Origin of the sequence: Streptomyces vinaceus (assembly GCF_008704935.1) — a bacterium.
In the GTDB taxonomy this organism is placed as follows: domain Bacteria; phylum Actinomycetota; class Actinomycetes; order Streptomycetales; family Streptomycetaceae; genus Streptomyces; species Streptomyces vinaceus.
Genome location: NZ_CP023692.1, coordinates 2,013,028 through 2,027,853, shown reverse-complemented (window position 1 = coordinate 2,027,853; position 14,826 = coordinate 2,013,028). Strand labels below are relative to the sequence as shown.

Sequence of the window (14,826 nt, the reverse complement as noted above, 5' to 3'; positions counted from 1 at the left end):
ACGTGGCATCGTCAGGACTGATGCCTGCGGTGATCTTGATAGTCCAGAAGGGGGCGGGGGTGCCAGCCGAGAAGGGCTTCGTGACGTGCTCAAGACATAAGCGCAACATAAGCGGGATGGTCGAGACCGGACTGCCGGATTCCGTCACAGGATCCCCGCACCGGATTCACGAGCGCATGCGCAGCCCCCGAGGGGTGGCGTGGAAGCCGGCCGCCTCCAGGACCGGACCCAGCGGGGAGGTCAGCGCGGGGGCGGCGTTGATCCGCTCCACCGTGAGCGCAGGGAGCGTGCCGGTCCGGGCGGCCGCCGCCAGGGCCGCGGTGGCCGCCGCGAGCCGGGGATCCTCCGCCGGGGGCCAGGCCAGCAGCGTCTTGCCGCCCCGCTCCACGTACAGGACGAGCTCCCCGTCGACCAGCACCACCAGCGAGCCCGCCTTGCGGCCCGGCTTGTGCGCGGCCCCGGCCGGGGGCTCCGGCCAGGGCAGGGCCGCCCCGTACGCGTTCGCCGGGTCGGCGGCCGCCAGGACCACCGCCGCCAGCGGGGGCGGATTCCGCTCGGCCGAGCGCAGCCGGTCCACCGCCCCGTCCATCGCGAACTGGGCCGCGCCCAGGCCCTCCACCACATAGCCGCGCCGGGCCTGCCCGCTGTCCTCGAAGGCCGACAGGATCCGGTACACCGCGCTGAAGCCGCCCTCCACGCCCTCGGCGGCCACCGCGCCCCGCGTGACCACCCCGTGCCGGTCCAGCAGGGTCCGGGCCAGCGCGTGCGCCCGGTGGGTGGGGTCGGGGGCCCGGGTGGGCAGCAGCGACCAACGGCCGGAGACCGTGGGCGGGCCCGGGCGGGACACCTGGGCGCTGAGCGTCCCGTACCGGCCGCGCGGGACGGTGCGCCGGGCCCGGTGGGCGGTGGCGCCCGCCGTACGGCCCGAACCGAGCAGGGAGCGCAGCGGGGAGAGCGTGTCATTGGTGAGCCGGCCCGACCAGGCCAGGTCCCAGACGGCCTCGGACAGTTCGAGGTCGGTGGCCTCGGACCACTTGGCGCGCACGATCTCCGCGAGCTGGCGGAAGAACAGCCCGTACCCGCCGGACAGGGTGTCGAGGAGCGACTGGTGAAGCGGAGTCAGCTCCAGCGGGTGCGGCGGGGGCAGCAGCAGCGGGGCCGCGTCCGCCAGGTAGAGCGAGACCCAGCCGTCCTTGCCCGGGAGGGCCCCGGCGCCCGCCCAGACCACCTCCCCGCTGGTGGTGAGCTCGTCCAGCAGGGTCGGGGAGTACCCCGAGACCCGCGAGGGGAGGATCAGCCGCTCCAGCGCCGAGGCGGGCACCGGGGCGCCCTGGAGCTGCTCGATCGCCCTGGCCAGGCCGTCGATGCCGCGCAGGGCGCCGCCCAGGTGCTGCCACTGCGGCAGGAAGGTGGCCAGGGAGGTCGGCGGGACCGGCTCCAGCTCCTGGCGCAGCGCCGCCAGCGAGCGGCGGCGCAGCCTGCGCAGCACGGTCGCGTCGCACCACTCCTGGCCGATGCCGGCCGGGTGGAACTCGCCCTGCACCACCCGGCCGGCCGCCGCGAGCCGGTGCAGGGCCCCCTCGGTCACCGCCGCCCCCAGGCCGAAACGGGCGGCGACGGCGGCCGTGGTGAACGGCCCGTGGGTGCGGGCGTAGCGGGCGAGGAGGTCCCCGAGCGGGTCCTTGACGGGCTCGGTGAACGCCTCCGGGACCCCGACCGGGAGCGCCGTGCCCAGCGCGTCGCGCAGCCGGCCCGCGTCCTCGATCGCCGCCCAGTGGTCCGCGCCGCCGATGCGGACCGCGATGGCCCGGCGGGCCCGGGCCAGCTCCTGCGGCCAGGCCGGATCGGCGCCGCGCTCGGCGAGCTCGTCCGTGGTCAGCGGGCCGAGCAGGCGCAGCAGGTCCGCCACCGACTCGGCGTCCTTGGCCCGCCGGTCCTCCGTCCGCCACTGGAGCTCCCGCTCCAGCTCCTCCAGTACCTCCGCGTCGAGCAGCTCGCGCAGCTCCGCCTGGCCCAGCAGCTCCGCCAGCAGGCGGGAGTCCAGCGAGAGCGCGGCCGCCCTGCGCTCGGCGAGCGGCGAGTCCCCCTCGTACAGGAACTGGGCCACGTACCCGAACAACAGGGAGCGGGCGAAGGGGGACGGCTCGGGGGTGGTGACCTCGACCAGGCGGACCCGGCGCGACTCGATGTCCCCCATCAGCTCCGTCAGACCCGGCACGTCGAAGACGTCCTGGAGGCATTCCCGTACGGCTTCCAGCACGATCGGGAACGAACCGAACTCGGAAGCCACCTGGAGCAGTTGGGAGGCGCGCTGGCGCTGCTGCCACAGCGGGGTCCGCTTGCCGGGACTGCGGCGCGGCAGCAGCAGGGCGCGCGCCGCGCACTCGCGGAACCGGGAGGCGAACAGGGCGGAGCCGCCGACCTGGTCGGTGACGATCTGGTTGATCTCGCCCTGGTCGAAGGCGACGTCCGCGGCGCCCAGCGGGGCCTGCTCGTCGTCGAACTCGAAGGCGCGGGAGGCCGCGGGGTCGTGGTCCAGGAGGTCCATGGAGAGCAGGTCCGCATCGGGCAGCCGGAGCACGATCCCGTCGTCGGCGTGCATGACCTGCGCGTCCATCCCGTACTTCTCGCCGAGGCGGGCACCGAGGGCGAGCGCCCAGGGGGCGTGCACCTGGGCGCCGAAGGGGGAGTGGACCACCACCCGCCAGTCGCCCAGCTCGTCACGGAACCGCTCCACCACGATCGTCCGGTCGTCCGGGACGTGACCGCAGGCCTCGCGCTGCTCCGCGAGGTACGCGAGCACGTTCTCGGCGGCCCAGGCGTCCAGGCCCGCCGCCACCAGGCGCAGCCGGGCGTCCTCCTCGGCCAGGCCGCCGAGCTCGCGCAGGAACGCGCCCACCGCCCGGCCCAGTTCGAGGGGCCGGCCCAGCTGGTCGCCCTTCCAGAACGGCAGCCGGCCCGGGACACCGGGGGCGGGCGAGACCAGGACCCGGTCGCGGGTGATGTCCTCGATCCGCCAGGAGGTCGTCCCCAGCGTGAACACGTCCCCCACGCGGGACTCGTAGACCATCTCCTCGTCGAGCTCGCCGACCCGGCCCCCGCCCTTCTTCGGATCGGCGCCCGCGAGGAACACCCCGAACAGGCCCCGGTCGGGGATGGTGCCGCCGGAGGTGACCGCGAGGCGCTGCGCCCCCGGCCGGCCGGTGACCGTCCCCGCCACCCGGTCCCAGACGACCCGCGGTCTGAGCTCCGCGAACGCGTCGGAGGGATACCGGCCCGCCAGCATGTCCAGCACCGCCGTGAACGCCGACTCCGGCAGCGCCGCGAACGGCGCCGCCCGCCGTACGAGGGCCAGCAGCTCGTCCAGCTGCCAGGTGTCCATCGCGGTCATCGCGACCAGCTGCTGCGCGAGCACGTCCAGCGGGTTCGACGGGATGCGCAGCGACTCGATCGAACCGGTGCGCATCCGCTCGGTGACCACGGCCGCCTGGACCAGGTCCCCGCGGTACTTGGGGAACACGACCCCCGTGGAGACGGCGCCCACCTGGTGCCCGGCGCGGCCCACGCGCTGGAGCCCGGAGGCCACCGAGGGCGGCGACTCCACCTGCACCACCAGGTCCACCGCGCCCATGTCGATGCCCAGTTCCAGACTGGAGGTGGCGACGACGGCGGGCAGCCGCCCCGCCTTCAGGTCCTCCTCCACCAGTGCACGCTGCTCCTTGGAGACCGAGCCGTGGTGCGCCCGCGCCAGCAGCGGCGGGGCGCCCTGGGCGGCCCCCGACTGGGCCATGATCTCGGCCGGCGGCGCAGCCCCCTCGGCGAGCTGCTCGCCCGTGGCGCGCTCGTACGCGATCTCGTTCAGCCGGTTGCACAGCCGCTCGGCGAGGCGGCGGGAGTTGGCGAACACGATCGTGGAGCGGTGGGCCTGGACGAGATCGGCGATCCGCTCCTCCACATGCGGCCAGATCGAGGGCTTGTCCCCGCCCTCCCGCCCCTCGGTGGCCGGCGAGCCGCCCAACTCGCCCATGTCCTGCACCGGGACGACCACCGACAGGTCGAACTCCTTCGCCGAGGGCGGCTGGACGATCTCCACCTTGCCGCGCGGCGCGAGATAGCGGGCCACCTCGTCCACCGGCCGGACCGTCGCCGACAGCCCGATCCGGCGGGCCGGGCGGGGCAGCAGCTCGTCCAGCCGCTCCAGGGACAGGGCCAGGTGCGCCCCGCGCTTGGTCCCCGCGACCGCGTGCACCTCGTCCAGGATCACCGTCTCGATCCCGGCCAGCGCGTCGCGCGTCGCCGAAGTCAGCATCAGGAACAGCGACTCGGGCGTGGTGATCAGGATGTCCGGCGGCCGGGTGGCCAGCGCCCGCCGCTCCGCCGGCGGGGTGTCCCCGGAGCGGATCCCGACCCGGATCTCCGGCTCGGGCAGACCCAGGCGGACCGACTCCTGGCGGATCCCGGTCAGGGGGCTGCGCAGATTGCGCTCGACGTCGACGGCGAGGGCCTTCAGCGGGGACACGTACAGCACCCGGCAGCGCTTCTTCGGCTCGGCGGGCGGCGGGGTGGAGGCGAGCTGGTCGAGGGCGGCGAGGAAGGCGGCCAGCGTCTTGCCGGAGCCGGTCGGCGCCACCACGAGCACGTCGGAGCCCTCCCGGATGGCCCGCCAGGCGCCCTCCTGCGCGGAGGTGGGTTGCACGAAGGCCCCCGTGAACCAGGAGCGGGTCGCGGGGGAGAACGCATCGAGCGCGGAGCCGGCCATGCCCCCATCCTGCACCCGGGCACCGACAACGGCCCGGACCTGGGCAAACGCCCGGGCCGGGCGGGGCGCAGAATGGGGGCATGGCGGACGGGGCGCAGGAGTCGGTCGAGCGGGAGTGGGCCCGGCACTGGCAGTACGCGGAACTGCCCGGCCTGGACCTGCTGCGCGCCCACTACGTGCACCACACCTTCCCGCGCCACGCCCACGACGGGTACGTCATCGCGGCCGTCACCGGCGGCATCGAGGAGGTAGGCCTGCCCGGCGGCATCGTCCGGGCCGGGCCGGGCAGCGTGGTCCTGATCAACCCCGAGGTGCCGCACACCGCGCGCGCCGGGGTCCCCCAGGGCTGGGCGTACGCGACCCTCTACCCCTCGCGGGAGCTGATCGCGGAGGTGGCCGCGGAGATCGGCAGCCTGCGCGGGACCCCCGGTTTCACCGCCGACTCGGTGACCGATCCGCAGACCTCGTACGTGATCACCGAAGTGCACCGGGCCGCCGAGGAGGGCAACGCGCTCGCCGCCGACACGCTGCTGCGCGGGGCGGTGGCGCGGATGCTGACCCGGCACGCCGGGCCGCTGCCCGCCCGTACGGTCCGCGGCGCCGGCGCGGTCGACGCGGCGGCGGCCCGGGCGGTGCTCCTGGAGCGGATGGCGCGCCCGCCCTCGCTGGAACAGCTCGCCGCGGAGCTGGAGACCAGCCCGTTCGCCCTGCTGCGCGCCTTCCGCGCGCGGTACGGGATGCCGCCGCACACCTGGCTCACCGACGCCCGCGTCCGCCGGGCCCGGACCCTGCTGGACGCGGGCACGGCGCCGGCGGAGGCGGCCGTGGCCGTCGGCTTCACGGACCAGCCCCACCTGAACCGCCACTTCACCCGCATCGTGGGGGTCACCCCGGGCGCGTACCGCCGCGGGCGGTCGGGCGGCCGGCCCCCGGCGGCCGGCTGATCCCACCCCGCGCCCCCTCCGGCGTGCAAGAACGTACAAGACCCGGCCGGGGCAGGCTGCGTACGGTCGCGGGGTGGCAGAACGACAGATGGTGAGACAGGAGAGCCCCGGCGGAGTCGGGGAGCGGACCCGGGCGGCCGTCGTGCGCGACGCGCTCGGCGTCGGCGTGGCCGTCGGGCTGTCGGGGTTCGCGTTCGGGGTCACCGCCGCCGGAGCCGGGATCAGCGTGCTCCAGGCCTGCGTGCTGAGCCTGCTCGTGTTCACCGGGGCCTCGCAGTTCGCCCTGGTGGGAGCGGTGGCCGCGGGCGGCAACCCGTTCACCGCGGCGGCCGGGGCCTTCTTCCTCGGTACGCGGAACGCCTTCTACGGGCTGCGGCTGTCACAGCTGCTCGCCCTGCCCAAGGCCCTGCGGCCGTTCGCCGCCCACTGGGTGATCGACGAGACCACCGCCGTGGCGCTGGCCCAGCCGGACCGCAGGTCGGCGCGGCTCGGGTTCACCGTGACCGGCCTGAGCCTGTACCTCCTGTGGAACCTCACCACCCTGCTCGGCGCCCTCGGCGCCGAGGCCCTCGGGGACACCTCCGCCTGGGGGCTGGACGCCGCCGGACCGGCCGTCTTCCTGGCCCTGCTCGCGCCGATGCTGAAGACCGCCACCGAGCGGGCCGTCGCCGCGCTCGCCCTCGTCCTCGGGCTGGGCCTGCTGCCCGTTCTCCCCGCCGGGCTGCCGGTGCTCGTCGCCGCCCTCGCCGCCCCCGCGGTCCTCTGGCTGAAGGGACGCCGCTCGTGAACGTCTGGATCGCCATCGCACTCACCGTCGTGGGCTGCTACGCCGTCAAGCTGGCCGGGCTGCTCGTGCCGGCCGGGGCACTGGAGCGGCCGGCGGTGCGCCGGCTCGCCGCCCTGCTGCCCGTCGCGCTGCTCGCCGCGCTCACCGCCCAGCAGACCTTCAGCACCGGGCACGAGCTCGTCCTCGACGCCCGCGCCGCCGGGCTGGCCGCCGCCGGGCTCGCCCTGCTGCTGCGGGCGCCGTTCCTGCTCGTGGTCGCCGCCGCGGTGGTCGTCACCGCGGGGGTCCGGGCCCTGGGCGGCTAGGCCGTGTGGTGCGGCCGGGTCGTGCGGCCGTGTCGTGCGGACCCGGGCGGTCACAGCGGGCGGCCGTACGCGCGCAGGGTCAGCAGGGCCTCCAGGGTCGCGATCGGGCGCCGCTCCAGCGAACTGCCCGGCGCCCACGCGAGGCGCCGTACCGGCCAGCCGCCGTCCTGCTGCTGCCCGGCGGCCAGGAAGTCCAGCGAGCGCCGCAGCTCCTCGTCGGTGAACCAGCCGCGCGCCAGCGACTCCGGCCGCCGGGCCACGTCGTGCGGGAACAGCTGCTCGCCCGGCGCGCAGCCGGGGTACGGCGGGTACTCGCGGCGCCGGCGCGGGTCGAGCACCACCAGCCGCTGCTCCCGTACGAGCCGCCCCAGCCGGTCCGCGGCGGCCACCGCCCGCGCCCGGTCGGGGGCGCCGTCGAGGAAGGCCACGGCGCTCTGGACCTCGTACGGGTCCGCGCGGCGCAGGTTCTCGACCCGCTCCCAGCAGAAGTCGGTGGCCCGGAACAGCCACGCGTGCCAGATCCGGTTGCGGTGCAGTACGCCGACCACCGGCCCCGTGGTCAGCAGCGCGCCCGGCGGATCGTCGTACACCGGGTGGTACGGCGCTCCGGGGTAGCCGTGCGGGGCCGGGAGGACCACCGGGAGGGCGCCGTCCGCGGTGGAGACCCGGGTCAGGTGGCGGCAGAGCCGCTCGATCCGCTGCCCGGCGCAGCGGCCCAGGCCGTCCAGGATCCGCAGGGCGTGGGCGGTGTGCAGCGGATGGCTGAGCGGGCCGCGCAGGTCCGGATCGAGGGCGTGGCCGTAGCCGCCGTCGGCGTTGAGGTACGAGCCGAGGGCGGTGTCCACCGCGTCGGCCTCTCCGCCGAGGAAGTGGAACGCGAACCGCCGCTGCTCCAGGACCCGGGCCGTGAGCCAGATGAACCGCTCGGCGCGGGCCAGCGGGGTCGATGAGTGCGGTGGCGCCGGCGAGGAAGCGTCGTCTCCAGGCATGCGGGAAACCGTAGGGCGCCCCGCGGCGCGGGCGGGGGGCGAACGGCGCCGGTGCACTCTCCCGGGGCGGGATACTGGGGGCATGCGGTTGACGATTTTCTGGGAGCGGATGGCCGAGCACTTCGGCGCGGGCTACGCGGACTCCTTCGCGCGGGACCACGTCATGACGGAGCTCGGCGGACGCACCGTCCACCAGGCGCTGGAGGCGGGCTGGGAGGCCAAGGACGTGTGGCGCGCCGTGTGCGCGGCGATGGACGTGCCCGCCTCGCTGCGCTGACGCCGGCGGCCGTTTCCGCGTATGCGGGACGGGTGGGACAGACTGGTCGGCGTGGCAGCCAGCGATGAGACGACCGTGACGACGACCGGCACGACACAGACGACACAGACGTCAGGGACTACAGAGACGTCAGGGATGACCCAGACGTCAGGGACGTCCGGGTCGTCCGGGACGAGGACCGACACCACCGGGGCGGACGGGGCCGCAGAGCCCGCCGGAGCCGCGGCCCCTCCCGGCGCGGGCGCCGCACCGGCGGCGGGGGCCGGCGCCCGGATGCCGCGCTGGCTGCCGCGCGCCGTCGTCCTCGTACTCGCCCTCATCGCCTGCTTCCAGCTCGGCAGCTGGGCCTTCCACCAGCTGACCGGGCTGCTCGTCAACATCCTGATCGCGTTCTTCCTCGCGCTCGCGGTCGAACCCGCCGTGTCCCGGATGGCGGCGCGCGGCATGCGCCGCGGGCTCGCCACCTTCCTGGTGTTCCTGGGCGTCTTCGTCGCCGGCGCGGGCTTCGTCGTCCTGCTCGGCTCGATGCTCGCCGGGCAGATCGTCGACATGGTGGAGGGCTTCCCCCGCTACCTCGACTCGGTGATCGGAACGATCAACACCACCTTCCACACCAAGCTGTCCCGGCTGGAGATCCAGGACAGCCTGCTGCACTCCGACTGGCTCCAGAAGTACGTGCAGAACAGCGCGACCGGCGTGCTCGACGTGTCCGCCACGGTGCTCGGCGGGCTCTTCCGGCTGCTGACGGTGGGGCTGTTCTCCTTCTACTTCGCCGCCGACGGGCCGCGGCTGCGGCGCGCGCTGTGCTCCGTACTGCCCCCCGCGAAGCAGTCGGAGGTGCTGCGCGCCTGGGAGATCGCCGTGGCCAAGACGGGCGGCTACCTGTACTCGCGCGGGCTGATGGCCCTGGTCTCCGGCCTCGCCCACTACGTCGTCTTCGCGGTGCTCGACGTGCCGTACGCGCCCGCCCTCGCGGTGTGGGTGGGGCTGGTCTCCCAGTTCATCCCCACCATCGGCACCTACCTGGCGGGCGCGCTGCCGATGCTGATCGCCTTCCCGGACTCGCCCTGGTACGCGCTGTACGTCCTCGGGTTCGTGGTGATCTACCAGCAGTTCGAGAACTACGTCCTGCAGCCGAAGCTGACCTCCAGGACGGTCGACATCCACCCGGCGGTGGCCTTCGGGTCCGTCATCGCGGGCACGGCCCTGCTGGGCGCGGTCGGAGCGCTCATCGCGATCCCGGCCGTCGCCACGCTGCAGGCCTTCCTCGGCGCGTACGTGAAGCGGTACGAGCTGACCGAGCGGGCGGCCGGGGAGGCGGCTACTCCTTCTCGGCCCCGCCCCCGGCCTCGGATTCGTCGAGGAACGCTGCCAGGGCCTCGTTGACGGTCGCCTCGGCGGCGCCCTTGTCGACGCCGAGGCCGCTGAAGAGGCCCTCGCCGTTCTCGAGTTCGAGGAGGGCGAGCAGGACGTGCTCGGTGCCGACGTAGTTGTGGCCCAGGCGCAGGGCCTCGCGGAAGGTGAGCTCCAGGGCCTTCTTGGCGGACGCGTCGAAGGGGATGAGGGCGGGGAGCTCCCCGGTGGCGGCCGGGGGCAGGGCGGCGGTAGCGGCGGCGCGCACGTCCTGCTCCGAGACGTGCTGGGCGCGCAGGGCGAGCGCGGCGAGGCCCTCCGGCTCGGCGAGCAGGCCGAGGACGAGGTGCTCGGTGCGGATCTCGGTGTGGCCGCCGGAGCGGGCCTCGTTCTGCGCGGTGACGACGACGTTGCGGGCGCGCGGTGTGAAGCGGCCGAACCCCTGGCTGGGGTCCATGCCGCCCTCGCCCTCCTTGTCGGCCTTGGGGACGAAGCGCTTCTGGGCGGCCTGGCGGGTGACGCCCATGCTGCGGCCGATGTCGGTCCAGGAGGCGCCGGAGCGGCGGGCCTGGTCCACGAAGTGGCCGATGAGGTGGTCGGCGACGTCGCCGAGCGACTCGGCGACGACGACGGCGCCGCTGAGCTGCTCCAGGGTGTCGGTGTGGACCTTCTTGATGGCCTCGATCAGGTCGTCGAGGCGTACCGGGTTGGTCATGCGAACGGGTTCCACGGAAGGGTTCGTCATGGATGCAACCCTAGGTTGACAGTCGGAAGGGTGTCAACCTTGGGTTGTCAGTTCGGTGTCCGGCGAGCCCGCTTGACAGGGAAATCGAACATCCATTCTGATGAGTTATCCACAGCCGAAACGGGCGTGGAAGCGCATTGTCAGTGGCAGGCGTTAGCGTCAATGGCGTGAAGCGATCGACTCAAGCAAACCGGGTGGAACCCATGGCAGGCACCGACCGCGAGAAGGCTCTCGACGCCGCGCTCGCACAGATTGAACGGCAATTCGGCAAGGGTGCGGTCATGCGCCTCGGCGACAAGCCGAACGACCCCATCGAGGTCATCCCGACCGGGTCGACCGCGCTGGACATCGCGCTCGGCGTCGGCGGGCTGCCCCGCGGCCGTGTGATCGAGGTGTACGGCCCGGAGTCCTCCGGTAAGACGACCCTGACCCTGCACGCCGTGGCCAACGCGCAGAAGGCCGGCGGCACCGTCGCCTTCGTGGACGCCGAGCACGCGCTCGACCCCGAGTACGCGAAGGCCCTCGGCGTCGACACCGACAACCTCATCCTGTCGCAGCCGGACACCGGCGAGCAGGCGCTGGAGATCGTGGACATGCTGGTCCGCTCCGGCGCCCTCGACCTCATCGTCATCGACTCCGTCGCCGCGCTCGTGCCGCGTGCGGAGATCGAGGGCGAGATGGGCGACTCGCACGTGGGTCTCCAGGCCCGGCTGATGAGCCAGGCGCTCCGGAAGATCACCGGTGCGCTCAACCAGTCCAAGACCACCGCGATCTTCATCAACCAGCTCCGCGAGAAGATCGGTGTGATGTTCGGCTCGCCGGAGACCACCACCGGTGGCCGCGCGCTGAAGTTCTACGCCTCCGTGCGCCTCGACATCCGCCGCATCGAGACCCTCAAGGACGGCACGGAAGCGGTCGGCAACCGCACCCGCGTCAAGGTCGTCAAGAACAAGGTCGCGCCCCCGTTCAAGCAGGCCGAGTTCGACATCCTCTACGGCCAGGGCATCAGCCGCGAGGGCGGTCTGATCGACATGGGCGTGGAGCACGGCTTCGTGCGCAAGGCCGGCGCCTGGTACACGTACGAGGGCGACCAGCTCGGCCAGGGCAAGGAGAACGCCCGCAACTTCCTGAAGGACAACCCCGACCTCGCCAACGAGATCGAGCGGAAGATCAAGGAGAAGCTGGGCGTGGGCGTGCGCAAGGACGCCGCCGACGAGTCGGCCGCCGCTGCGCCTGCCGCCGACGCCGCGGCCGTGCCCGCCCCCGCCTCGAAGGCCAAGACGACGGCGAAGGCCGCCGTCGCCAAGAGCTGACCCGTGCGGGAGCAGGAAAGGGACGGCGGGAGCGGCGGCCGGGAGGGCCGTCGCGGAGGCGGTCGCACAAGCCGTCGTGAGGACGGTCGGGAGGGTCGTCGCGAAGACGGCCTCGAAGGCCGTCGTGACGGCGGCCGGGAGGCCCGCCAGGAACTGCCGCCCCAGAGTCCCGAGGAGCAGGCGCGGGCGATCTGCCTGCGTCTGCTCACCGGGATGCCGCGCACCCGGCGGCAGCTCGCGGACGCCCTGGAGAAGCGGGGCATCCCCGAGGAGGTGTCGCAGGAGGTCCTCTCCCGGTACGAGGAGGTGGGCCTGATCGACGACGCCGCGTTCGCCGGGGCCTGGGTCGAGTCCCGGCACCGCGGCCGGGGCCTCGCCCGCCGGGCGCTCGCGCAGGAGCTGCGCACCAAGGGGGTGCACGCCACCCTCGTCCAGGAAGCCCTGGAGCAGCTGGACTCCGACCAGGAGGAGCAGACCGCCCGGGAGCTCGTGGAGCGCAAGCTCCGCGCCACCCGGGGCCTGGAGCGGGACAAGCGGATCCGGCGCCTCGCCGGGATGCTCGCCCGCAAGGGGTACCCGGAGGGCATGGCCCTGCGGGTGGTCCGGCGCGCCCTGGAACAAGAAGGCGCCGAGGGCGCGGACGAAGACGAGCCGGGGTACCCGGGGTTCTGAGCACCGCCCTCCGCGCCGCGGGCCCGGGGGGTGGGGATAGCCCCCGGGCCGAGACGCCGGGGTGCTTCACTGCCAACCACCGGGCCCGGCGGCAGAGTTGGCCGCATGATGCTGCGTTACGCCCTCCAGACCGTCAGGGACCGCAAGGCCGGCTTCCTCGGCGCCTTCGTCGCACTGCTGTGTGCGGCCGCCCTCGTCACCGCCTGCGGCACGCTCCTGGAAACCGGACTCCGCGGAAAGATCGCCACCGAGCGCTACGCGGCCACGCCGGTCGTCGTCTCCGCCGACCAGAACGTGCACCAGACCACGGTCAAGGAGAAGAAGGGCACGTCCAAGACGAAGCACAAGGCCAAGCCCGTCGCCGAACGGGCCTGGCTCCCCGCCGCCACCGTGGAGACGGTCAGGTCCGTACCGGGCGTCGGGCGGGCCGTGCCGGAGCTCAGCTTCCAGGCCGTCCCGCTGGTCAACGCCCCGGGCGGCGCGAAGCCCTCGTACGGGCACGCCTGGACCTCCGCGGCGCTCACCCCCTTCACGCTCACCGAGGGCCGCGCCCCCCAGAGCGACGGCGAGGTCGTCGTCGACCGCGAACTGGCCGCCCGTACGGGGCTGAAGACCGGCGCCCCGCTCACCGTGCAGGCCACCGGCGAGCCCAGGACGTACACCGTCAGCGGGATCGCGCACAGTGCCCGCGGCGACCTCACCCGGCAGAACGCGCTGTTCTTCGGCGACGCCGAGGCGCAGCGGCTGGCCGCCCGAGACGGACGGGTCACCGCCATCGGGGTGCTCCCGGCGCCCGGGACCGACCCCGTGGAGCTGGCCGGGCGCATCGGGAAGGCGCTCCAGGGTCAGGGCGGCGGCGCGCAGGTCGCCGTCGGTGACGCCCGCGGGCCGGTGGAGTTCCTGGACGCGGCCGGCGCACGCATCAAGCTCGTCTCCATGGGCGGGGCCATGGGCGGCACCGCGCTCCTCGTCGCCATCCTCGTGGTCGTCGGCACCTTCGCCCTCTCCGTCCAGCAGCGCTACCGCGAACTCGCCCTGCTGCGGGCCATCGCCGCCACGCCCGGGCAGCTGCGCCGCATGATCGGCAGCGAGGCCCTGCTCGTGGGCCTGGCCGCCGGTGTGGCGGGGGCGCTCGCCGGACTCCCGCTCGCGGCCTGGCTGCACGGCCGGTTCGTCGCGAGCGGGGTCGTCCCGGCCAACCTGGAGCGCACCGCCGGGATCTTCCCGATGTTCGCCGCCGTCGGAGCGAGCCTGCTCGGAGCCTGGGCCGCGGCGCGGATCACCGGGCGGCGGATCGCCCGGATCCGTCCGGCCGAGGCGCTCGCCGAAGCCGCTGTCGAGCGGGGGCGCCCCGCGTGGATCCGGATCGCGATCGGTGTGCTGCTGCTGGCCGGCGGGGTGGTGCTGGTCGCCGTACTCAGCGCGCTGCGCAGCGAGCCGGCGTCGACCCCGGTGACCTTCCTCGCGGTCGTGGTCTTCGCCGCGGCGGTCTCGCTGCTCGGCCCGCTGCTGGTCCGCGCCGCGACGGCGGTGCTCGCCGGGCCGCTGCGGCTGGCCGGCCCGGGCGGATACCTGGCCACCGCGAACCTGCGCGGCAACGCCACCCGGATGGCCTCCGCCGTCACCCCGCTCACCCTGCTGATCGGCATGACCTGCACCGTCCTGTTCATCACGCCGACCCTGGGCGACGCCGCCCGCGCGCAGGCCCGTGACGGGGTCCGGGCCGGCTGGGTGCTGGCCGCGCAGGGCCCGGGCGTCACCGGTGCGGCCGCGGAACGGATCCGCCGCACGCCCGGGGTCACGGCGGCCACCGAGATCGTGCACACGTCCGTGCGGGTGGGGCTGACGAAGTACGGGGCGCAGGGGGTCACCCCGGCCGGGCTGACCCGGACCTGGGACCCCGGTGTGACGAGCGGGAACCTGGACGGGTTCGGCGAGCGGAGCGTGGCGGTGAGCGAACTGGCCGCCGATCAGCTGGGGCTGAAGCCGGGGAGCCCGCTGGAACTCGCGCTGGGGGACGGGACCCGCGTCACGCTGACCGTCGCTGCCGTGTACGCGCGGGGGCTGGGCTTCGGGGACCTGACGCTGTCGCACGATCTCGTCGCGGCGCACGTGGACAACCCGCTCGCGAGCAGCGTGCTGGTGGCGGCGGAGCCGGGCACCGGGCGGGAGCGGCTGGCCGCGGCGGTCGCGGGGTTCCCGGGGGTCGGCGTGCTGTCGGCGCGGGACGCGGACGAGGTGCGGGCGCAGCGGCAGCAGGCGGGGGCCGAGATCAACCTGCTGGCGATGGGGCTGGTCCTCGCGTTCACCGCGATCGCGGTGGTCAACACCCTGGCGATGTCCACGTCCGAACGGCTGCGGGAGTTCGCGATGCTGAGGCTGGCGGGCGCCAAGCGACGGCAGGTGCTGCGGATGCTGCGGATGGAGGCGGTGGGCGTGGTGCTGATCGGGGCGGTGCTGGGCTCGGGGATCGCGCTGGCCGTGCTGACCGCTTTCAGCGTGGGGATGACCGGGACGGCCGCGCCGGCGGTGCTGCCGGTGGTGTACGTGGGGGTGGTGGGCGTGGCGGGGCTGCTGGCGACGGCCGCGACCGCCCTGCCGGGGCGCCTCGCGCTGCGGGTGCCGCCGGTCGAGGTGGCCACCTCGCGGTAGCGGCCCGCCGCCGGACGCCGGGGCCCCACC

Annotated in this window: 11 protein-coding genes; 8 read left to right on the top strand and 3 right to left on the bottom strand. The window is 74.5% G+C overall.

All coding sequences use genetic code 11. The features are described 5' to 3' along the window. Positions 1-166: 166 nt before the first annotated feature. Entirely contained in the window at positions 167-4,759 is a 4,593-nt protein-coding gene (locus CP980_RS08770; protein ID WP_150527918.1) for an ATP-dependent helicase, read from the bottom strand. A gap of 80 nt (positions 4,760-4,839) precedes the next feature. Here CP980_RS08770 and CP980_RS08765 point away from each other — a divergent pair, with 80 nt between their 5' ends. From CP980_RS08765 to CP980_RS08755, 3 genes are all read left to right on the top strand, one after another. Then, positions 4,840-5,703 carry a helix-turn-helix transcriptional regulator gene (locus tag CP980_RS08765; protein ID WP_132759250.1) on the top strand — a complete coding sequence of 288 codons (864 nt, stop codon included), beginning with the start codon at positions 4,840-4,842 and terminating at the stop codon, positions 5,701-5,703. 88 nt (positions 5,704-5,791) lie between these two features. Further along, positions 5,792-6,490, top strand: coding sequence for an AzlC family ABC transporter permease (locus tag CP980_RS08760; RefSeq protein ID WP_132759289.1), 699 nt, complete (start codon positions 5,792-5,794; stop codon positions 6,488-6,490). After that, positions 6,487-6,795 carry an AzlD domain-containing protein gene (locus CP980_RS08755; RefSeq protein WP_099889173.1) on the top strand — a complete coding sequence of 103 codons (309 nt, stop codon included), beginning with the start codon at positions 6,487-6,489 and terminating at the stop codon, positions 6,793-6,795. Before CP980_RS08760 ends, CP980_RS08755 begins: the two co-directional genes overlap by 4 nt. A 50-nt stretch (positions 6,796-6,845) precedes the next feature. On the opposite strand, the gene CP980_RS08750 is transcribed toward CP980_RS08755, so the two are convergent. Further along, a complete protein-coding gene (locus tag CP980_RS08750) occupies positions 6,846-7,784 on the bottom strand; it encodes a hypothetical protein (RefSeq protein WP_150527917.1) in 939 nt (312 codons plus the stop codon). An 82-nt stretch (positions 7,785-7,866) separates the two neighbouring features. On the opposite strand from CP980_RS08750, the gene CP980_RS08745 reads away from it, so the two are divergent. Beyond that, positions 7,867-8,061, top strand: a complete 195-nt coding sequence (locus tag CP980_RS08745; RefSeq protein WP_030301520.1) for a DUF3046 domain-containing protein — start codon at positions 7,867-7,869, stop codon at positions 8,059-8,061. 273 nt (positions 8,062-8,334) lie between these two features. Further along, positions 8,335-9,447, top strand: coding sequence for an AI-2E family transporter (locus tag CP980_RS08740; protein ID WP_189998955.1), 1,113 nt, complete (start codon positions 8,335-8,337; stop codon positions 9,445-9,447). Here the strand turns inward: CP980_RS08740 and CP980_RS08735 are convergent. Then, a complete protein-coding gene (locus tag CP980_RS08735; RefSeq protein ID WP_150527915.1) occupies positions 9,383-10,159 on the bottom strand; it encodes a Clp protease N-terminal domain-containing protein in 777 nt (258 codons plus the stop codon). The two genes, CP980_RS08740 and CP980_RS08735, sit on opposite strands and share 65 nt — an antisense overlap. A 203-nt stretch (positions 10,160-10,362) precedes the next feature. Between CP980_RS08735 and recA the strand changes: the two genes are divergently transcribed. From recA to CP980_RS08720, 3 genes are all read left to right on the top strand, one after another. Next, positions 10,363-11,472 carry a recombinase RecA gene (gene recA / locus CP980_RS08730; protein WP_099889169.1) on the top strand — a complete coding sequence of 370 codons (1,110 nt, stop codon included), beginning with the start codon at positions 10,363-10,365 and terminating at the stop codon, positions 11,470-11,472. Positions 11,473-11,475: 3 nt separating this feature from the next. After that, positions 11,476-12,144 carry a recombination regulator RecX gene (recX, locus tag CP980_RS08725; RefSeq protein WP_132759246.1) on the top strand — a complete coding sequence of 223 codons (669 nt, stop codon included), beginning with the start codon at positions 11,476-11,478 and terminating at the stop codon, positions 12,142-12,144. Positions 12,145-12,249: 105 nt separating this feature from the next. After that, a complete protein-coding gene (locus CP980_RS08720; protein WP_150527914.1) occupies positions 12,250-14,796 on the top strand; it encodes an FtsX-like permease family protein in 2,547 nt (848 codons plus the stop codon). Positions 14,797-14,826 lie beyond the last annotated feature (30 nt).

Excerpts from the sequence above, each read along its gene's own strand:
- CP980_RS08770 (WP_150527918.1), bottom strand. The coding sequence starts at position 4,759 with ATGGCCGGCTCCGCGCTCGATGCGTTCTCCCCCGCGACCCGCTCCTGG.
- CP980_RS08765 (WP_132759250.1), top strand. The coding sequence starts at position 4,840 with ATGGCGGACGGGGCGCAGGAGTCGGTCGAGCGGGAGTGGGCCCGGCAC.
- CP980_RS08760 (WP_132759289.1), top strand. The coding sequence starts at position 5,792 with ATGGTGAGACAGGAGAGCCCCGGCGGAGTCGGGGAGCGGACCCGGGCG.
- CP980_RS08750 (WP_150527917.1), bottom strand. The coding sequence starts at position 7,784 with ATGCCTGGAGACGACGCTTCCTCGCCGGCGCCACCGCACTCATCGACC.
- CP980_RS08745 (WP_030301520.1), top strand. The coding sequence starts at position 7,867 with ATGCGGTTGACGATTTTCTGGGAGCGGATGGCCGAGCACTTCGGCGCG.
- CP980_RS08740 (WP_189998955.1), top strand. The coding sequence starts at position 8,335 with ATGCCGCGCTGGCTGCCGCGCGCCGTCGTCCTCGTACTCGCCCTCATC.
- CP980_RS08735 (WP_150527915.1), bottom strand. The coding sequence starts at position 10,159 with ATGACGAACCCTTCCGTGGAACCCGTTCGCATGACCAACCCGGTACGC.
- recA (WP_099889169.1), top strand. The coding sequence starts at position 10,363 with ATGGCAGGCACCGACCGCGAGAAGGCTCTCGACGCCGCGCTCGCACAG.
- CP980_RS08720 (WP_150527914.1), top strand. The coding sequence starts at position 12,250 with ATGATGCTGCGTTACGCCCTCCAGACCGTCAGGGACCGCAAGGCCGGC.